15 protein-coding genes and 1 pseudogene are annotated in these 19252 nt (G+C 49.3%); 12 read left to right on the top strand and 4 right to left on the bottom strand.

From position 1 onward, the window contains the following. The first annotated feature begins 19 nt into the window (after nucleotides 1-19). Nucleotides 20-223 (top strand): YwbE family protein, encoded by a 204-nt coding sequence (locus ACZ45G_RS27220; RefSeq protein WP_464173726.1) that lies wholly within the window; start codon nucleotides 20-22, stop codon nucleotides 221-223. 7 nt (nucleotides 224-230) lie between these two features. Continuing rightward, nucleotides 231-962: a methyltransferase gene (locus ACZ45G_RS27215; RefSeq protein ID WP_464173725.1), complete on the top strand. Its 732-nt coding sequence runs from the start codon at nucleotides 231-233 to the stop codon at nucleotides 960-962. Here ACZ45G_RS27215 and ACZ45G_RS27210 read toward each other — a convergent pair. After that, complete coding sequence (locus ACZ45G_RS27210; RefSeq protein WP_464173724.1) at nucleotides 888-1505, bottom strand: LysE/ArgO family amino acid transporter; 618 nt, start codon at nucleotides 1503-1505, stop codon at nucleotides 888-890. The genes ACZ45G_RS27215 and ACZ45G_RS27210 overlap by 75 nt on opposite strands. A 405-nt stretch (nucleotides 1506-1910) precedes the next feature. On the opposite strand from ACZ45G_RS27210, the gene ACZ45G_RS27205 reads away from it, so the two are divergent. The 10 genes and pseudogenes from ACZ45G_RS27205 to ACZ45G_RS27160 all read left to right on the top strand — a co-directional run bounded on the left by ACZ45G_RS27205 (nucleotide 1911) and on the right by ACZ45G_RS27160 (nucleotide 13246). After that, nucleotides 1911-2432, top strand: a complete 522-nt coding sequence (locus ACZ45G_RS27205; protein ID WP_464173723.1) for a hypothetical protein — start codon at nucleotides 1911-1913, stop codon at nucleotides 2430-2432. Between the two features lie 196 nt (nucleotides 2433-2628). Beyond that, nucleotides 2629-3246 (top strand): TetR/AcrR family transcriptional regulator, encoded by a 618-nt coding sequence (locus ACZ45G_RS27200; RefSeq protein ID WP_464173722.1) that lies wholly within the window; start codon nucleotides 2629-2631, stop codon nucleotides 3244-3246. Between the two features lie 20 nt (nucleotides 3247-3266). Continuing rightward, nucleotides 3267-3707, top strand: coding sequence for a hypothetical protein (locus ACZ45G_RS27195; protein ID WP_464173721.1), 441 nt, complete (start codon nucleotides 3267-3269; stop codon nucleotides 3705-3707). 399 nt (nucleotides 3708-4106) lie between these two features. Continuing rightward, a pseudogene (locus ACZ45G_RS27190) lies at nucleotides 4107-4682 on the top strand (DsbA family oxidoreductase); the annotation flags it as partial. A gap of 262 nt (nucleotides 4683-4944) precedes the next feature. Then, the gene (locus ACZ45G_RS27185) at nucleotides 4945-6048 is read left to right on the top strand and encodes a hypothetical protein (RefSeq protein ID WP_464173720.1); all 1104 of its coding nucleotides are present in this window, start codon (nucleotides 4945-4947) and stop codon (nucleotides 6046-6048) included. A 134-nt stretch (nucleotides 6049-6182) separates the two neighbouring features. Continuing rightward, nucleotides 6183-7079 carry a LysR family transcriptional regulator ArgP gene (locus tag ACZ45G_RS27180; RefSeq protein ID WP_464173719.1) on the top strand — a complete coding sequence of 299 codons (897 nt, stop codon included), beginning with the start codon at nucleotides 6183-6185 and terminating at the stop codon, nucleotides 7077-7079. 8 nt (nucleotides 7080-7087) lie between these two features. Then, the gene (locus tag ACZ45G_RS27175) at nucleotides 7088-8770 is read left to right on the top strand and encodes a DUF2868 domain-containing protein (protein ID WP_464173718.1); all 1683 of its coding nucleotides are present in this window, start codon (nucleotides 7088-7090) and stop codon (nucleotides 8768-8770) included. Further along, on the top strand, nucleotides 8767-10188 hold the full coding sequence (locus ACZ45G_RS27170) for a DUF3482 domain-containing protein (RefSeq protein WP_464173717.1): 1422 nt from the start codon (nucleotides 8767-8769) through the stop codon (nucleotides 10186-10188). The genes ACZ45G_RS27175 and ACZ45G_RS27170 overlap by 4 nt, the downstream gene beginning before the upstream one ends. Before the next feature lie 38 nt (nucleotides 10189-10226). Next, complete coding sequence (locus tag ACZ45G_RS27165) at nucleotides 10227-12152, top strand: oxidoreductase (protein WP_464173716.1); 1926 nt, start codon at nucleotides 10227-10229, stop codon at nucleotides 12150-12152. Nucleotides 12153-12229: 77 nt separating this feature from the next. After that, a complete protein-coding gene (locus ACZ45G_RS27160) occupies nucleotides 12230-13246 on the top strand; it encodes an alpha-hydroxy-acid oxidizing protein (protein WP_464173715.1) in 1017 nt (338 codons plus the stop codon). A gap of 52 nt (nucleotides 13247-13298) precedes the next feature. Here ACZ45G_RS27160 and ACZ45G_RS27155 read toward each other — a convergent pair whose 3' ends face one another. The 3 genes from ACZ45G_RS27155 to ACZ45G_RS27145 form a co-directional block, all read right to left on the bottom strand. Next, nucleotides 13299-14585 carry a 4Fe-4S dicluster domain-containing protein gene (locus ACZ45G_RS27155; protein WP_464173714.1) on the bottom strand — a complete coding sequence of 429 codons (1287 nt, stop codon included), beginning with the start codon at nucleotides 14583-14585 and terminating at the stop codon, nucleotides 13299-13301. Then, complete coding sequence (locus ACZ45G_RS27150; RefSeq protein WP_464180031.1) at nucleotides 14586-15878, bottom strand: ammonium transporter; 1293 nt, start codon at nucleotides 15876-15878, stop codon at nucleotides 14586-14588. Between the two features lie 364 nt (nucleotides 15879-16242). Further along, on the bottom strand, nucleotides 16243-19251 hold the full coding sequence (locus tag ACZ45G_RS27145) for a DNA polymerase III subunit alpha (RefSeq protein ID WP_464173713.1): 3009 nt from the start codon (nucleotides 19249-19251) through the stop codon (nucleotides 16243-16245). Nucleotide 19252: the final 1 nt, after the last annotated feature.

The raw sequence follows: 19252 nt of genomic DNA, 5'->3' as shown, positions 1-19252 counted from the left end.
CCACAAGGAAACAAGACAGATGAATGGACAAAAACGGGCCGATATCCAAAAAGGGGCCAGTGTAAATATTGTGCAGAAACAAGATCAGAGGACCGGGCAACTCACCCGGGGAGTGGTAAAGGATATTCTCACCAACTCAAAGACCCACCCCCATGGTATTAAGGTCAGGCTTGAGTCCGGGATAGTGGGCCGGGTCAAGGAAATTATCGGTCAAAAGGATTAAGGTATCAATGGAAAAATCCAGCAAAAATCGACTGATGCCCCGGCATGCATCCCTGTTCAAGACCGAGAGCCTGTTTGACAAGATTGCCAGGGCTGTCTGCCGAGCCGGTACCCTGCCCCGCAAAGAGCTCTATGAATCCTGGGAAACCGCCCGGCGGGTCCGGCGAAAATACCGGGGGGGCCGGGTGGTGGATCTTGCCTGCGGCCATGGCCTTTTGGCCCATATACTGCTGATTCTGGACAATGGATCGGATCAGGCCCTGGCAATTGATGCCAAAATTCCCGGGAATGCCCAGGCACTATCCCACTCCCTGACAGAGACCTGGCCCCGCCTTGAAAACAGGATCCACTACAGACAAATGTTGATCCAGGAGGTTCAACTTTACCCCGATGACCTGGTGGTCTCTGCCCATGCCTGCGGCAGCCTCACCGACCTGGTGATTGACAAGGCGGTTGAAGCAGGTGCACGGGTGGCGGTCCTGCCCTGCTGCCATAATTTGAAAACCAATTCAACCGGGAACCTTTCCAATTGGATGGACGGTTCTCTGGCCATTGACACGGTCCGGGCCCTTGGGCTTGCAGCAAAGGGATATGCGATCACCACCCAAAAAATTCCCGACACCATAACGCCTAAAAACCGGCTGCTCATGGGACATCCCATTGCTTCATCCGCTTCCCAGACTTCCCTTGAGAACGGAAATGGCAACGGCCCACATGACGATCCCCACAAGGGTGTCTAAAATCCGCCAGGAGAGTTGTTTCTTGAAAAATGGCGCCAGAAGTCGGCTGCCAAGGCTTAAACCAAAGAACCAGACAAAGGATGCCGTGGCGGCCCCGGCACCAAAGATCAGATGTCCCGGATTCTGGAACTGACTGGCAATGCTTCCCACGAGCAATATGGTATCGATATACACATGGGGGTTGAGCAGGGTGACGGCCAGGGTGGTGAGAACCGCCGCTTTTAAAGAGGTCCCTCCCCTTTGATCTGTGTCCAGTTGCTGCCCTTTAAAGGCAGATCGAAAAGAGCCGAGGCCATAGCAGAATAAAAACAGGGCCCCGCCAATACCCGCCACCTGGGACAACACCTGGCTGGAAGCAATATAGGTACCGACACCTGCAACTCCGATGGCCACCAGAACAGCGTCACACACGGCGCAGATCAGGGGGATCAAGATGACATGGTTTTTTTTGACCCCCTGGCTCAATACAAAGGCGTTTTGGGCACCAATGGCAATGATCAACCCACCACCGGTTCCCATGCCCGTTAAAAATGTCAATAGCATCTTCTATCCTCTGGGTTTTGATTGTTTTAAATTTTAACCAGAATACCCAAAGGATCGAAAGAAGTAAAATTAATATATTTTATGAAACATTAAAAATATTAATATTGTGTTTTATTTAATTGAATAGACATAAAATTTTGTGTCCACGTACATGAGGGGAAATTGGAGGGGAAGGCTCTCTTTTTCAAGCGAGACAAATCCATTTTTTTCATAGAATCTGTGGGCGGCCAGAAATTTTTTTGTGGTGCCCAGAAGTTGCCGATCCCCTGCTGGTAAAAATTTGGGATGTCCCCAAGGTCCGGCTGGTCCTGGGCCGTGATGGAAATATTGAATTCTTTTTGTTGGATATTGAGAATAAGGGCAATCACCTGGTCCTGATAATCAATGGTTATCCAAAGGAAGACTATGAATACGGGCTCTGTCAGCTTCTCGGCGAATACCTTAGGGTTAGTGATTGAAGAAGTTTCTACCGAATCTGATCATCCCAGAGTCAGTTCCATCTCTTGTTCAATTGATGAGAATGGCGTCATTAAGATCTCGGCAGAGTTGATTGATGTTTATGCGGAGGATTGGCCTGATCCAACTATCGTTGAGGAGGTTCAGCGATTCATCGATGTTTTAAGCTTTGAATTTAATAGTCCAATTCGCTCGCTGAGGCACTCTGGCTATTTGCTGAAAAAGAATGATGGCTCAGGATTGAACCAGGTATCGGCCAGCCTCGTTTCACTTTGGGATATTGCAGAAGCCACGGTAAAGCCTGGCAATCAATCTCTGATCCGGTTCAGGCAACGTTTCAAAGATCTTCGTCAGTCGTCATCAATGCGATTATATTCATCTGTCATGCAACAGGAAGATCCGATTCGAGGAGGTTCGCTCATGGGTGCAAGGGTTGGTAAAAATCACCAAAAATTTGATTCTGAAAAATAGCTAACAAGAAAATGCACCTGACCGAAAAACGCTGCGCGCTTTTCGGTCAGGTGATTTAAAACGTTGGGCTCCCACCTATCCATTCCAAAACACCGATCTCGAAAATAAAAACAATCAGACAGCAAATATTCTTGACAATAAATATGAACTAGTTTTATTAAATGAACATGTTCACCCTTAAAATTAAGGAGAAAAGATGTCTGCAAAAACAATTAATCCAGTCGGCAAAAGACGGGAAAAGCAAAAAATCGAAACTTATGCCTTGATTTTGGAAAGTGCTCGGTTTTTGTTTGAAACTAAAGGATTTGAAAAAACTACAATCCGAGCAATTGCCTCACATGCTGAAATTGCTCTCGGCACCATCTATAAACATTTTCAAAACAAAACATCACTTCTTGCAGCCGCATTTCATGATGACTTGATTAGATTGTTTAATGAAGCTACGAACACAATACCCTACGATGTTCCATTAAGAGAACAATTTATTCACCTGGTAGAATTTAATCTATATTTCTATACATCTAAACCAAAATTATCTCGTGAGTACCTACGGCAAATTGTTTTCGCCGATGAGGAATGGCTTGAAAAAATAGAGGAATTTGAGAAATCCTACCTAAAAATAGTAAAAGAATTAGTTTGTTCTGCACAGCAACGAGGTGAAATAAACGAAACAAAAGACTGTTCTTTTTTAGCAGTATCACTTATGTCCAATTATTTTTTTGTGCTTGGTGATTTGTTCCTAAAGCAAAAGGTTAATGATCCTGAAAAAATGCTATCTTTTCTAAAAAAAATGATTGATCAGCTTGTATGTTGAACCCAAAAAAGGAGTAGGTGATGAAAAATTATAAACGGATTCTTCTATTTGTTGGTATTTTAACTATTATAATTGCTTTACTCCATGGAGCAATGGGATTTTCACCAACAGTGAGTTTATATTTCGGTGCACCTGAAGTACTGGTGCAAAATAACTATCTTCTTATTATTTCGTGTATATTAATTGCAATTATTATTGCAGTATTTGGTCTGTATGCAATATCTGGAGCTGGATACATCCGCCCATTGCCATGGATTAAACAGGTTCTTACAGCGATAAGTTTTTTTTTCATTTTAAGAGGTCTTTTGTTTATTCCTGAACTGATGATTGTTTTAGGCTTTTTGGACGTATCATTCCCTGTAGCCCCTCGATATGTCGTTTTTTCACTTGGAATATTATTGATTGGTTTGATATATTTGCTTGGAACTATTGGAGGATGGCGTTCTATCCCATTAAAATAATTAGCCCACCCAGAGGGTGAACCGGACAGGACCGCGAGCAAAGTAGCAGATGTATTGCGCCGGGAAATTGGTCTTAATGCTAAGAATAGGACCACTGCCGATGCCTCAGACCGTGGTCATGAACTCTTTGAGATTATAGAATCTTCAAAAATTAAACACGTAAAGGGAGTCGTTGGAAAGTTTCCGGGACATGGATGTTCTGGGAGAATGAGCCGATGCCCCTTCCCTGACGGTATTGGTGATCCCCCTTTCATCCATCCATTCGCATTAAATTCGATCGCTTGTATCTTTTCATAAGGGTGGTTATATTATCGGGAACACGACAACCTTAAGGAGAGAAACATGACCAAAGATTTGGTGCTTGAAATATTTTCAGACTATGTCTGACCCTGGTGCTACTTCATTACCGGGAGTATTGAAAAATTAGAAAAAGAATATGGAATTTTGGTAAAATGGCGGGCCTTTCCCCTTCATCCGGACACCCCGGACCAGGGTCTTTCCCTGGAAGCGTTGTTTGTCAAAAAAGGAATTTTTTCCGATGTGAACAAGATTGTGGCCCAGCTCCAGGCCACGGCTGCAAAATTTGATTTGCCCATGGGGGATCGGAAGATGACCTATAACAGTCGTCTTGCCCAGGAGGTCGGGCTGTGGGCAGAGGAGAAGGGCAAGGGCCATGCCTTCCACATGGCTGCCTTTAGCGCCTATTTTGTGGCGGGTGATAACCTTGCAAAACGAGAGGTGCTGCTGGCGTTGATTCGGTCTGTGGGACTTGATCCTGCGGAAGGGGAAGCGGTTATGGATCAGCGGACATTTAAGGGTGCTGTGGATGCAGACTGGGAATTGGCCCGGACAAAGGCAATCACGGCCGTCCCCACCTTTATCATGGGGTTGGATCGGTTGGTGGGCGCCCGGCCCCATGGGGTTTTGGAAAAGATGGTTATCAAATATGGGGGAAAATCCACCCAAAAAATTTAACGACCTGCTGGTAAATGGAAATAAATGTCGGGTGTCCGGCAAAAAATACCGGGAAAAAGAAGGCCTCTTTTTTTCGGTATTTTCTTTTTTTCTTGGAAAATCAATGGGATGGAGCCATGGTCTGCATGTTGCTTGCGGAATAGAAAGACAGGGGGGTCTTCCCCTGATGATCTGGTGTGACAGGAGGTCACCCATGGCAAGTATCTTCGGCGCCGATTCCGGAGGAGAAGGTCGCCGAAAATTTTGTAAAAGGAGGCCGATATTGAAAATTGATACTTTCAATTTAGACCTTTTCTCGTCAAGAAGCTATTCTGAGACCAGCCAACAGCAAGTGACACAGGAATTCAAATTCCTGGACCTGGTGGATCAGAAGATGGAGCAAAAAATGGACCGGGCAAAAACCCGGCAAATTGCAGAAAAAAACACGACTGAACAGGAGGCGAGCACGGTTGATGGGGAAGATAGCCAGTGGCACCGATCGGTTCTGTTTAAGGGTCAAGAGGCCATTGCCCTGACAGATCGGTTTGTGGCTGAAATGGAAAAAATGAAACAGATGCTGGGTGCCATCATGGACAGCTTCGGTAAATTGAATGTGATCCGGCAATCCTCCGGCGGCTGCTTTCATCTCAGCCGAATCAGTCAGCTAAACAGCAATGATTTTTCCACAGGTACCGTTCCATCTGCCCCCCGGTTATCTGCCTATGAATATTCGGAATATAGTACCTATACCTATTCAGAATCTGAACAGACACTATTTTCTGCCAAGGGCATTGTCAATACCCTGGACGGCAATGAAATTGATTTTTCATTTGAAATGGAGATGGCGCGTTCCTTTCTCAGGGAGGAGTCTTTCGCCTGGACAGAAACGGGGGTTACCTTGATCGATCCCCTGATTGTCAATGCCGGGGTGACAACTCCTCAATTTTCCGGAGTTGGATTTTCCTTTGACCTGGATCTGGATGGAAATCTTGAGGATATCCAGGCGCCGGTATGGGGAACGGGATTTTTAGCCCTGGACAAAAACAAGGACGGGGTGATCAATGACGGCAGCGAATTGTTCGGGCCCTCCACCGGAGACGGATTTGGAGAACTTTCCGCCTATGACCTGGATAAGAATTTCTGGATTGATGAAAATGATGCCGTGTTTGATGAACTGAGCCTCTATGGGCTGGATGAAAACGGTGAGATGCATCTTACCCGGATCAAAGATGCCGGGATGGGGGCGATTTATCTTGCAGGGGTGGACACGGCCTTTGATGTGAAAAACAAGGACAATGAAACGTTGGCAAGAATTAAACGCTCATCCATTGCTTTAAATGAAGACGGCAGTGTCAGCTCTGTGCAGGAGGCAGACTGGACGGCCTGATATGGCACTGGCGGATCTGCCCCCGGAAGGGGGCAGGTCTGTTCTTTTTGGAGGACAGGGGGCATTTTCATATTTTTATGGGCAAAGTCTGTTTTTTAATGCAAGGGGGTCAAGTTCTGTGGTAATAAATTTCTATGTTGGATTATAAATTATTGCAGGCCCTGGCCATCGTCATCCAGGAAGGCGGGTTTGATAAGGCAGCCCAATGCTTGAATATCACCCAGTCCGCTGTTTCCCAGAGGATAAAGCTTTTGGAAGATCAGTTGGGAACACTTTTGGTGACCCGGACGGTTCCGCCGGTGCCTACCCCTGAAGGGAAAAATTTGCTCAAACATTATATCCAGGTCCAAAGCCTTGAGGCAGATCTTGAACAAAGCTTAAACCCTCTGGCCCAAGAGGCATTTCAGGTGTTTGCCCTGGGGATTAACGCAGACAGTCTTGCTACCTGGTTTTTTCCGGCAATCACTTCTTTTCTGGGAGAAAACCGGGTAGTGCTGGATCTAAAGGTGGATGACCAGGAGCAAACCCATAAACTGCTCAGAAATGGGGAGGTGGCCGGTTGTATCAGCTCAGAGAAAACACCGGTTCAGGGATGTTCGGTTACTCCCATTGGCACCATGAGGTATCGAATGGTGGCCACACCTGAATTTGCAAGAGAACATTTTCCCCGGGGGCTTGGGAAGGATTGCCTGGAAACAGCGCCCGCCGTCATATACAATCGCAGGGACGATCTCCATGCCCGGTTTTTAAAAATATATTTTCAACGTTTTGTCCCTGAATGGGGTATCCAAAAGATTCCGATCCATTATGTTCCTTCTTCGGAAAAATTTGTCGAATTGATTCTGGACGGCCTTGCCTACGGTATGGTTCCGGATCTCCAGGGACTGGCCCACATTAAAACCGGCCGCCTCATGGACCTGGCAACGGGGTCCCATATGGGGGTGGATCTTTATTGGCACAGATGGAACTTGAGTTCTCGGCTTTTGGATGAATTTTCAAAGGCAATTGTTAAAAATGCTGTGATCTGTTAAAAAAAAATATGAGTATTCATCTGAAGGATATCATTGACCTGGATTACCTTTTAAGCCTGGACGACCAAAGGGATTCCGCGGAAGAGAAAGAAGAGACCCTTGCAAGGGACCGGGAGATTTTCACCCAGCTGGATCAGGCAGGCCTGGATCAGGCAGGCCTGGATCAGGTTGGCCCGGATCAGGCTGGCCAGGATAAAACTGGTCTGGATCCCAGGGGTGTGACGGACACCGATCTGCTTTTTTCATGGCTGGAATACCGGCGGCTGGTGTTTTTCCACGAGGCCGGTGAAGGGACTCGTGCCCTGTTGCCGGGCAGGGTGTTTTCCTCCCTATACCGGTGGATTGTTTATGTGCTGGTGATTATAGGCTTTTTATCCGGCATCTCCATGGCCTATTCCTTTCTGGCCTACCACGGGACCCGGCCCATAAATGTGACGATTTTCTTTGCGGTTTTTATTTTTTTCCATGTTCTGCTGTTCTCTCTCACCCTGTTTGCCCTGGCGGGTCGGTTTTTCAGGGGAAGGGCGGGAAATCGGGGATCCCATCATTCCATTTTTCATACCCTGTTGTCTGCTTTTTTCTTTAAGGGGTTCCCCGGAATTTTAAAAAAAATAGGCAGGCCCTTGGGCGAGAAGGCAATTGCGACCATTGAATATATTGCCTCCCTGATCCGGATGAGAAACAGGGAATACCGCCTTGTTTTTTTCTGGCCCTTTTTTGTGCTCTCTTCTTTTTTCGCTGCAGCCTTTTCCGCAGGCGCCCTGGGGGGAACCCTTTTCCGGGTGGCGGTCAGTGACATGGCCTTTGGCTGGCAGTCTACCCTTATGACGGCCAGTGACCGTATCCATGGGGCACTGGCCGTGATTTCTCTTCCCTGGTCCTGGTTTGTACCCCAAACCCTTGCCCACCCGAGTCTTGAACAAATAGAGGGGTCAAGGATCCTGTTAAAGGAGGGGATTGCTACCCTTGCCACAAAAGATCTGGTTTCCTGGTGGCCATTTCTTTGTCTGGGCATATTTTTCTATGCGGTTCTGCCAAGGCTTATGCTGATTATAATAAGTTTTCTGGCCCAGCGACGAGCAGTGGGTGAATTTGATTTTGAACGACCCCGGTTTAAAAAACTGTTGGTCCGAATGAAGTCGCCTATCATGGACATCCGGTTTGATGAACCGTTGACAGACGGGGCAGGCCGGCAAAATCCTCTGCCCGATCCATCTGTCGTTGATCCCCTTGAGCTGGAAGGGTCAGGCCCTGAAACGGTTTTGGCAGAACAGGCTAAGGGTTCCCATGGGGTGGTTCTGGTACCGAAGGCAGTCTATGAAGGGGATACTTTAGGGGCTGTTCCAGGGGTTATCCGCCGGAATTTGTTCCTGGATGTCCGCTCAACAATTCCCATCTCCTTTGATTACTTAGAAGATAAAGATCAGCTGGTTGCCCTGGCAGCGGCATCTTCAGATCAGGTGATTCTGCTTCAGGAAGTGTGGCAGCCCCCCATCCGGGGACTTCTTCACTATTTTGTCCAGCTTAAAACCGAAATTTTTACGGACAGGCCTTTGTATATCCTTTTAACCCAGACCCCTGGACAGGAACCCTGGGTTGTGGAGGGGGAGGACATAAATTTTAAGGTCTGGAAACGGGCCATCCGTCAATTGGGTAATCCAGATATCTTGCTGGAAAGGGTGTATAAATGAAAACGCCGCCATTTCATATCCCGGAATTTGCGGTTCTGGGCCACCCCAATGAGGGTAAGTCTTCCGTGGTTTCCACCCTTACCGAGGATGATCAGATCCGGGTCAGTCCGGTACCTGGCGAGACCACGGTTTCCCGGACCTATACTGTTGAAATTGACAGGGAAGAAATTATCCGGTTCGTGGATACCCCTGGGTTCCAAGCGCCCCGGCAGACCCTGGCCTGGTTCAGGGCCTATGGGGGTGATTCAGAAAAGATCCTGGAACATTTTATTGCAACTTTTCAGGATGATCCTTTTTTTGCCGATGAGTGTGAACTCATGGCACCGATTGCCAGGGGGGCGGGTATTATTTATGTGGTGAACGGATCAAGGCCGGTCAGGGGGGATGATATTGCGGAAATGGAAATTTTAAGGCTCACGGGCAGGCCCCGCATGGCCATCATTAATTCCAAACAAATGGACAAGGATTATACCCGGGAATGGAAACTTGAGTTCCGCAAATATTTTAATTCCATCCGGGTGTTTAATTCCAATACAGCTGATTTTAAAGAGCGCATCCGCATGCTGGAAAGTTTGAAATCCATTGACCAGGAATGGGAAGACTCCCTTTCAAAGGTGATTTTGGCCTTTAAGGGGGAGTGGAAAAAACGCAATCGCCTTGCCTGTGCCTATATCACCCTTGGCCTGGAAAAAAGCCTTGGTTTCTCTGTGTCTGAACGTCTTTCCATCACGGCGGATCCCATCCGGGCCAGGGAACGACTCAATCTCTCTTTTCAGCGAGGGATCCGGGGGATTGAACAAGAGATGTTTGCACAGATTAAGTTTCTGTTTAAGCACACCCTGTATGATTATCCCCTGCCCGACTATTCCCTGCTCCAACATGATTTGTTCGCAAAACAGACCTGGGAGCTGCTGGGATTGACCCAAAAACAACTGGCCGGGGCCGGGGCTGTTCTGGGCGGTACCATGGGGATTGTCATGGATACGGCTGCAGGCGGCCTGACATTCGGGGTGTTCACCGCCCTGGGGAGTATTCTGGGGGCCGGATCTGCCCTTTGGAGCGGCAAAAAAATTGTCCAAAAAACCAATCAGACCCTCCAGCTCGGAGGGGACCGCCTCCAGGTGGGGCCCAATGAAAACCTTCAATTTCTTTACATTCTCATGGATCGGGCCCTGATCTATTATGCCCATATGATGCATCGGGCCCATGGCCGCCGGGACTTGGCATCCGCCGGGTTGGACCCAAAGGCTGGCAAGTCCAAAAAGGGTATCTCGGCAGGGCTTTCCCCGGGCCAGCGCAACATCTGCAATAGGTTTTTCAAGTCTGTTAGCGGTAAAACCCTTATCAAGGGGAAAAAGGCCATACCCGAGTTTGCTGTTCTGGTGGAATCCTTGCTGGAGAAGATTGCCAACGAATAAATCTGAATCTAAAATGTTCACTAAAAGAGGAGTCTAAGATGCTGTCACACCTTTTTAACCCGATCCAAATAGGCGCTATGACCGTAAAGAACCGGCTGATGATGTCTGCCATGAGCATTAATTTCGGGGTGGATGAGAACTGTCATGTCACGGATCAACTCATCGAGTATTTTGTGGAGCGAGCCCGGGGGGAAGTGGGCATGATGCTGGTGGGGGGGGGCAGTGTTCACCCAGGCGGCCAGGAACTGCCGGATCTTCCCCAGATGTATGATGATTCGTGTATTCCTTCGTTAAAGATAATGGTGGACAGGGTCAAACGTTATGATACCAAATTTGGGGTTCAGCTCATGCACGGGGGGCGCCAGTCTTATCTCCCCCAAAAGGTTGCCCCCTCAGCCATTCCGGCACCGGCAGTTGTCAAAGGCGAGGTCCGGGCTTTAGAGGTGAAGGAAATAAAGGAATTGGTCGCCTGTTTTGGCGATTCCGCCCGGCGGTGCAGGGAAGCCGGGTTTGACTTTATTGAAATCCATGGGGCCCACGGGTATTTGATCAACCAGTTCATGGCACCCAATTCCAATATCAGAACAGACGAATACGGCGGGTCCTTTGAAAATAGGACCCGGTTTTTATTTGAAATCATTGAGGCCATCCGGGAAAAAGCGGGGAAGGAGTTCCCCGTGGGTATCCGGATCAATGGGAACGACTATATTGAGAACGGCTGGGAGCTCAAAGACACGGTGCGCCTTGCCCCCCTGCTGGAAAAAGCAGGGGTGGTCTATCTTCATATTTCCGGTGGGGTCTATGGATCCACGGAGTTGACCATCCCCTCCATGTACACCCCCCAGGGGTGTTTTGTCCACCTGGCCGAAGCCGTGGAAAAGGTGGTGGATATCCCGGTGATCACCGTGGGCAGGATCAAGGATCCAAAACATGCCAACCAGATAATAAAAGAGGGAAAAGCCGACATGGTTTCCATGGGCCGGTCTTTTCTGGCGGACCCCCAGTATCCCCGGAAGGCCCGGGAAGGTCAATTCTCCCAGATCCGGCCTTGCGTGGGTTGCTGCCTTGGCTGCATCCATGCTGTCCTGGCAAAGGAACCCGGGTCCTGTGTGGTGAATCCCGATGTGGGCCGAGAATATAAAATCAAGGAAGAGGCTGCTTCTCAAACCCATTTAAAAGTGGTGGTGGTGGGAGCGGGGCCTGCCGGCATGGCCGCTGGCAGAATGTTTGCGCTCAAGGGGCATGATACAATGATCTGTGAAAAGGAACCTGATTGTGGCGGTCTTTTGGCTCTGGCCGCCACAGCTCCCGGCCGTGGGGAACTTGGGGATATCCTCCATTTTTTTAAAGAGGAGATAGGCCGTCTTGGGGTTGAAATTCGATATGATACCCCCTTGTCCATGGATCTTTTGAACGAGATCCGGCCGGACAAGGTGATCCTTGCCACGGGCTCCCTGCCGGATATGCCGGTTATCAAAGGGTTGTTCCAGACGGACATGGCATTGATTACCAATGTGGACCTGCTCAAGGGTAAGGAAAAATCCGGGGATAGGGTAATCGTTCTGGGGGGAGGGATGACCGGGTTGATTACGGCTGATTTTCTGGCAGACCAGGGAAAACAGGTGGTGGTATTGAACCGGAAAAAGAGTTTTGCCGAAGAGATGTCCAGCAATGATCGCTATTATTTAAGGGAGCGCCTGAAAAAAGGGAAGGTTGACCTGTATAAAAATGTGGCAATCCAGGCATTTACCGATGATGGGGCTGTGTTTAAATCCAATGGACAGACCCTCACCCTTACAGGATTTGATACGGTGGTGATCTCTGAAAAACAGCAGTCCATTCGGGATGCCAAGAAACTGGAAAAAAATAATCATGCCCAATTTCATTTTATTGGGGATGCCAAATCCCCACGGCATTTGATGTATTGTATTTCCGAGGCTGAAGAGATCGCCAGATCTGTATAATACCGGGGAGGAAGAATCCGAGTATCAGACGGCATAAAATTATTTATGCCGATTTCTAGAAGAAAAGGAGACACACCATGAAAGAAACATATGATACTGCCAGAAAGTTAATGAAAGGGTATTGCCGGGTCTGTCCCGAGTGCAATGGAATTGCCTGTGCCGGACAAGTCCCGGGCATGGGGGGGCTGGGAACGGCTGCTTCTTTTAAGGAGAATGTAACCGCCCTGGGCAAGATTCGTTTTAACATGCGGCTGATCCATAATGTGACAGAACCGGATCTGTCCATTTCCCTGCTGGGCAGGCAGATGGCCTTGCCCCTTATGGCAGCCCCCATTGGCGGGGTTTCTTTTAATATGGGGGGCCAGGTGTCTGAGGAGGAGTATATCCGGGCAATTGTGAGGGGATGCAAGGAAAAAGGGATCATCGGATGCACCGGGGACGGGGTCCCGGATTTTATCCATGAAACCGGGTTAAAGGAAATCAAAGATGCCAAGGGCCATGGGATTCCCTTTATCAAGCCCTGGGAAGACAAGGAATTGTTTGAAAAAATTCAAAAGGTCAGGGATGCAGGGGCGGATACCATGGGCATTGATATTGATGCAGCCGGATTGATCACCCTGAAAAAAATGGGGCGCCCTGTCTTTCCCCGGGGGATTGAAAAACTTGGTAAGATTATTCAACAAGCGTCCATGAAATTCATACTCAAAGGGGTGATGACGGTTCAGGATGCCCGCGCTGCCGTGGAAGCAGGGGCCGATGCCATTGTGGTTTCCAATCACGGCGGTCGGGTTTTGGACTATCTTCCCGGGTCAGCCAGTGTGCTTCCGGCTATCAGTGATGCTGTCAAGGACCAGGTGACCCTCCTGGCAGACGGCGGGGTAAGGTCCGGGGGGGATGTCTTGAAATTGCTTGCCTTGGGCGCCGACGCCGTCATGATTGGCAGGCCTTTTTCTGTGGCGGCTGTGGGAGGGGGTCAAGCCGGGGTGGAATCCTATATTGATAAGATTAAAACAGAGCTGGAGCAGGCCATGGTATTGACCGGGGTTAAATCAGCGTCCCAGGTGCCGGGCAATATAATTTTCCGACCCATATAAGTGGAAATCAGTATAAGGGGAAACCCTAAAGGCCGATCAGATGAACCGATTTTTATTTTAAAAGGCGCAGGTCTCGTGTGAGAATGATATCCCGTGCCAATTTGCCATATAGCTTGACCCTGGCCAGCCGGTCTTTTTTTCCGGCCAGGAGACTCTCATAAAGTTCTTGTCGCGTGTCGGGCGGCTGGGTCTTATCCGGCCTGGGCGTCAGGGTGATCGCATTGGACGGGCAGGTGGGAACACAAACCCCGCATCCAATGCATCTATTCTTGTCCACGGCTGCTATCCGGTTTTTATTTTGGTTTTCTTTTTTTTCGGATAAGGGGGGGATCAAAATCGCATCTGCCTGGCACCGTTTGCTGCAGATTCCGCATCCAATGCAGGTGCTTGGATCAATGACAGCCTGGAAGTTGGATGCCCAGAAATTCACCGGTACCGGCAGATTTTTCTGGATGTCCAGCATTCCACAGCAACAACCGCAGCAAGAACAGATGAAATCCGGTGTTTTTGCATTGGCTGGCTGAAGTACCAGACCCTCCTTCTGATTTTCATCCATGATGATCATGGCCTCTTCCCTGGAAATTTTTCGGCCCACCCCCATTTCAAGGACCGACTCCGCAATGCTGCCAAGGGCCATGCAGGTTTCCTTGCGTTGGGTCACCTTGCAGGAGATTCCCTGGAGCGCCTTTTTTTCCCGACAGATACAGGCCAGGATCACAAAGGGCCCCCGGGCCTTTTGAAGAAGGGTATTGATTTCATCAAAGGTACTGACATGGGTGTGGGACTGGATGCTTTTTTTGATGGGGATGGTGCGCATCTGGGGAAGGCGGGTGCCGATAAAAGAGAGGCCAAATTTTTTATCGGCGCTGTAGATTTTAAAATTTGCTATAAATTCGGGGGTAAGCCGGTCAATCTGGAGTTCATACATGCCCACCACCAGGGGGGCGTTGGCGTAAAGGATCTGATCCTCGTTCCTTTGAATCTCAATACCGCCTTTTTTAAGCATGCTAGCCAATTGCGTCTCAAGATGTTGAAGAGAGGGGACTTGGTTTTTTGCCCTGGCATAGACAATGGCAAGGGGTTCCGGCCGGTGGGTCAGGCAGGTGGCAATACCGGCCTGTTCCGGGTTGAATATGTGTTGCAAAATTTTGATTTCCGCACCGGAGTTTGTGGCGGGAAACCCAACCGGCTGTTTGTCCAGGTGCTGCTGCAGTTTACGATAGGGATCTGGATGATTCTTTTGCGACTGTTTTTTTTCCATCATCCTTGGTTGATAGGAGATTTTTCCATGGGCGTCAACTGGAAAAAGTATTTTTACCTTTGATTTGGGAATTGTCAATTATTCGATTTCAAAGGCCCGTTCTCCATGGAGGGCATTGTCAAGGCCTGCCAGTTCATCGTCCTTTTCCACCCGAATGCCGTTGGTGATGAGTTTGGTGACCGAGATGACGATAAGCGTGGCAATGGCACTGAAGGCAATGGTGGCAATGATGGAAAGAATCTGAATCCATAGCTGTTTGGGATTGCCGTAGAAAAAACCTGATGCCCCTTGGGTGACAGTCGGGGAGGCGAACAATCCTGTGGCAATGGCACCCCAGATACCGCAGAGCCCGTGGATCCCGAAGGCATCCAGGGAGTCGTCATAGCCAAGTTTTCGTTTGAGAACGGCAACCCCGAGATAACCAATGATCCCGGAAAGGGCTCCGATGACAAGAGCTCCTGACAGGGTCACAAAACCGGCGGCCGGGGTAATGGCCACAAGCCCTGCAATGGCACCCGAGGCAAGCCCCAGAACCGTGGGCTTTTTGCTGTGTTTCCATTCAACAAAGAGCCAGGCAAGTCCCCCGATGGCGGCGGCGGTATTGGTTACCATGAAGGCCGATGCTGCCACTCCGTCGGCGGCCAGCTGGCTGCCGGCATTGAACCCGAACCAGCCAAACCAGAGAAGACCGGCACCCAGGGCAGTGAAGGTGACGCTGGAGGGAATCATGGGCTCTTTGCCGTATCCCCGGCGTTTGCCCAGGACAAGGGCCAGGACCAGTCCTGAAATCCCGGCATTGATATGGACCACGTTTCCGCCAGCAAAATCAAGGGCGCCCATTTTATGCATCCAGCCGCCGCCCCATACCCAATGGCAGACCGGGGTATACACAAAGGTAACCCAGAGAATGGTAAAGACAATCCAGGAAGAAAACTTCATCCGGTCCACCACCGACCCTAGGATGATGGCCACGGAGATACAGGCAAATGTCATCTGGAAGAGGACAAAAATCAGGGTGGGGATGGTGCCGGTTACGGAATGGATATCAATGCTGTTCAGGAGAATATGGTTTAGATTGCCAATGAAAAGATTTGCACTCTCACCAAAGGCCAGCGAATATCCCCAGGCCACCCAGACAATACTGGTAAGGCAATAGGCCACCAGGGTCATGGCCATGGTGTTTAATAGGTTTTTATACCGGGACATGCCCCCGTAGAACAGGGCAAGGCCAGCCGGTGTCATCATCATGACAAGAGCTGTGGACATGGTGACCCAGGCCGTATCTCCCGTATCGATGGTTCCGTCGACAGCAAAAACAGTGGCCGCATTCATCAATAGAGCGCCCAGGGCAATTAGAATCGGTTTCAGCATCATGGTTTGTTTCCTTTTGTTGTGGGGGGTTCTTTTTTGTAATTTAATATTCAATGATATTCAATAATATAAAACAGCAAATCTTGTACCATTGTTGTTTCGCCTTGGGGGATTTTAGATATAACTATTTTGAATTACACTATAAAAATTTATAATTGCATGTTAAGGAAATATCTGATGAGAAAAAAATCGTATTTTTTATTTCAAATTTGTATTTTTATGAGACATAATTAAACACAAATTTGTATAAAAAATATAAGTTATTAGATTATCAACCTAAAACTATCGGCGTGGGCCTGTGGCGTCCCTTTTTGAACATAAATCTTAGGACAGGGTGGGGATAAACTTACATTTGTGTGGTTTCTTATTGGATTTGCTGGGTGGTTTCAACGGTCATGGTGACAGCTCCCCAGTCAGATTCAAGTTTGCCAAAAAGAAAATAGGGTTTCCCATAGTCCAGAGCGTGACAAAATTTTTCATAGGCCCTGGGGAAAAATACGGTTTCCAAAATACCGGTTTCATCCTCAAAGGTGAGAAATTTCATGGGGTCTCCTTTTTTGGTTTTAACCTCTTTTCCCGTAATCAGCCATCCTGCAAACCCCACCCTTTGGCCGATATGTCTGGGAATATTCTTTGCCTTTAGGGTTTTTGCCGCTTTGATGGGGCGAGAGAACAATAGAATGGGGTGGCAGGCACACAAGAACCCCAGCACAGAAAACTCTTGCCTTAAAAGATCTGTCGGGTGATCGGGGGGAAGTTGCGGGATGGGGATGGGTTTTACAGCTTGATCCATTTGGATGAAGTCAAAGAGACCGGGCTCTTTTTTTGGGTTGTCCTTTTTTTTTTGCCATGCGGCAAATGCCCACAAGAGGCCGCTTCTGGAGGTGTTTCGCCTGAACCTGTCCAGGCAGCCGCTGTGGACAAGCGCTTGGATTTCATCTTTTCGGGGGGTAACCCGGTTGAAGAAATCTTCAAGACCTTGGAAAGGGGATATTTTTCGTTCCCTTACAATGCACGCCATGGTGGCAGCTGACAGATGTTTAAGGGACATGAAACCGACCCTGAGTTGGGAGCCCTTACCCTCCCATTTTATCTGGCTTTCAAGGATGTCCGGCGGCAGGATGCTGACCCCCATGCGCCGGGCCTCGGATACATAGGCAAAGGGGGTGTAAAATCCCCCCTGGTTGCTGATGACGGCCGCCATGAATTCGGCCGGGTAATGGGTCTTTAAATAGGCGGCCTGGAAGGAAACCCTTGTATAGGAGGCCGAATGGGGTTTGCAAAAAGAGTATCCAGAAAAGCTGATGATCATGTCCCAGATTTTCTGGATATCGGTTCGGCTGATGCCTTTTTGACCAGCTCCTTCCTCAAAGCGGGTATGATAATCCCCAAGGGCCAGGGTCTTGTCTTTTTTCGACATGATTTTTCTTAAACCATCTGCCTGGGCATGGGTGAATCCTGCCAGATGAACGGCCACTTTGGAAACATCTTCCTGGAAGACCATAATGCCATAGGTTTCATTCAGGAGATCTTCCATGAGCGGGTGGATGGGGTCCCATTCACCCGTGTGCAATCGTTTGAGATAAACATTGATAAATTCGTTGGCTGCCGGCCGGATAATGCTGGTGTGAATAACCACATGGGAAAAGTCACCCACCTTTGATTTTTTCTGGAGCAGGCGCATGGCAGGGCTTTCAATATAAAAGCAGCCCATGGTGTTCCCCAGGGCCACCTGTTGCTGGGTTTTTGGGTCATCTTCCGGGTCGTCTCGAGAAAAATCAGTGAACGCTTCCTGGTCGGATTCAATGGTTTTAATGCAGTCCCGGATGACCCCCAGGCTTCTGTTGCCCAGAAGGTCGATTTTGACGAGACCGGCTGCTTCTGCTCCCTCCTTGTCCCACTGGATCAGGGGGATGCCCTTGGGGGCGGTTTCTATTGGCACATAGGTGTCAATGGGATCCGGGGTGATGACAACCCCGCCGGGGTGTACCGACAGGTAACGGGGGGTGCCGATGATGGCCTGGGCCTGGGCCAGGATTCCAGGCCAGGGGTGGGGAAAATCAAGGGCTCGAAATTTCGGGTTTTTTCGGATACGGGTCAATAACGCTTCGGCAGCTTCATCGAGGTTCCAGAACCAGGGCAGCCGACTTGTGATCTTTTGTATCTCCTGATCCGGCAGGCCATGGACCTTTGCCACCTCCCGGACCGCCATGCGGGGTTGAAAGAGGATGTGGCTGGACACCATGGCCGCATGACCCTTGAATTTTGTCAGGACCCAGTTTAAAACACCCTCCCGCTCATCCCAGGCAAAATCAACGTCAATATCCGGCGGGTCCTGGCGGCCCGGGTTTAAAAATCGTTCAAAATAGAGATTGAATTTTATGGGACAGACGTTGGTGATCCCCAGGCAATAGGCCACAATGGAAGCGGCCCCGGAACCCCGGCCGCAGATCCTGGAGGCCCGTTGTACAATTTGCTGAACCACCAGAAAGTATCCGCAAAAGTTTTTCTGTGAAATAATCGATAGTTCATGCTCGATGCGGGTGATAACCTCGCCCGGAAGGGGTTGCCCATAACGCCTTAACGCACCGGTAAAGGTTTTTTTCCGCAGCAGGATGCAGGCGTCCCGGGCCGTTTTTTCCTTGAACAATGGCATGACCGTTCCAAAATCAGGGCCCCTGAAGGTGAGTTTTTCCGCCAGCATCCAGGTGTTCTCAATTGCCTGGGGAAGGAGTTGAAACCGTTTGCGATAATGGTCAGCAGATGCCAAAAATGCTGAGGCAGGTGCCAGGTCAGCCACACCCAGGCGGCTGAGGCAGGTGTTTTTGTCAATGGCCCTGAGCATGGCATGGGTGTGTATCTCTTTGGGATTCAGGAAAAAATTGCCCGGGGTGGCCACAAGGGGGATGTTCAGTCGCCTGGCTGTCCGGCACAGGGGATGACTTAGGGAGAGAGGGTGTCTGGGAAGCGCTGCGGCCAGGTCCAGGCCTTGGTCCTGCCAGGCGGTTAGAAGCTCAGGGGATTGGGTGAGAACCACCAAACCGCTGCCAAGGGGGGGCAGGCAATGGGCCAGGGAAAAATTTTTAGTGTGGCGCTGGGTCAGCAATCGGGTGAGGTTCTGGTACCCTTCCTTGTTTTTAACCAGGCAGATGGCCCTTTGGGCCAGATTCGGGTCGGTGACCTCGGCGCCAATGATCGGGGTAATATCAAACTCTTTGCAAGCGGCAATAAAAGACCACATACCGTAGAGATTGTCTGTGTCTGTCAGGGCAATTTGGGTGTATCCAAACAGCTTTGCCTGCCGGCAAAGCTGTTTCACCGAAGCCGTTCCCCACATCAGGGAGTAATGGGACCGAAGGGTTAAGGGGATCATA

The organism is Desulfoconvexum algidum (assembly GCF_055382125.1).
This window is presented reverse-complemented; position numbering and strand designations above follow the sequence as displayed.

What these genes read in the sequence shown, in the direction of transcription:
- ACZ45G_RS27200 (WP_464173722.1), top strand. Translation starts at nt 2,629, where the DNA reads ATGTCTGCAAAAACAATTAATCCAGTCGGCAAAAGACGGGAAAAGCAA.
- ACZ45G_RS27220 (WP_464173726.1), top strand. Translation starts at nt 20, where the DNA reads ATGAATGGACAAAAACGGGCCGATATCCAAAAAGGGGCCAGTGTAAAT.
- ACZ45G_RS27210 (WP_464173724.1), bottom strand. Translation starts at nt 1,505, where the DNA reads ATGCTATTGACATTTTTAACGGGCATGGGAACCGGTGGTGGGTTGATC.
- ACZ45G_RS27150 (WP_464180031.1), bottom strand. Translation starts at nt 15,878, where the DNA reads ATGCTGAAACCGATTCTAATTGCCCTGGGCGCTCTATTGATGAATGCG.
- ACZ45G_RS27165 (WP_464173716.1), top strand. Translation starts at nt 10,227, where the DNA reads ATGCTGTCACACCTTTTTAACCCGATCCAAATAGGCGCTATGACCGTA.
- ACZ45G_RS27160 (WP_464173715.1), top strand. Translation starts at nt 12,230, where the DNA reads ATGAAAGAAACATATGATACTGCCAGAAAGTTAATGAAAGGGTATTGC.
- ACZ45G_RS27215 (WP_464173725.1), top strand. Translation starts at nt 231, where the DNA reads ATGGAAAAATCCAGCAAAAATCGACTGATGCCCCGGCATGCATCCCTG.
- ACZ45G_RS27175 (WP_464173718.1), top strand. Translation starts at nt 7,088, where the DNA reads ATGAGTATTCATCTGAAGGATATCATTGACCTGGATTACCTTTTAAGC.
- ACZ45G_RS27145 (WP_464173713.1), bottom strand. Translation starts at nt 19,251, where the DNA reads ATGATCCCCTTAACCCTTCGGTCCCATTACTCCCTGATGTGGGGAACG.
- ACZ45G_RS27180 (WP_464173719.1), top strand. Translation starts at nt 6,183, where the DNA reads ATGTTGGATTATAAATTATTGCAGGCCCTGGCCATCGTCATCCAGGAA.
- ACZ45G_RS27195 (WP_464173721.1), top strand. Translation starts at nt 3,267, where the DNA reads ATGAAAAATTATAAACGGATTCTTCTATTTGTTGGTATTTTAACTATT.
- ACZ45G_RS27205 (WP_464173723.1), top strand. Translation starts at nt 1,911, where the DNA reads ATGAATACGGGCTCTGTCAGCTTCTCGGCGAATACCTTAGGGTTAGTG.
- ACZ45G_RS27170 (WP_464173717.1), top strand. Translation starts at nt 8,767, where the DNA reads ATGAAAACGCCGCCATTTCATATCCCGGAATTTGCGGTTCTGGGCCAC.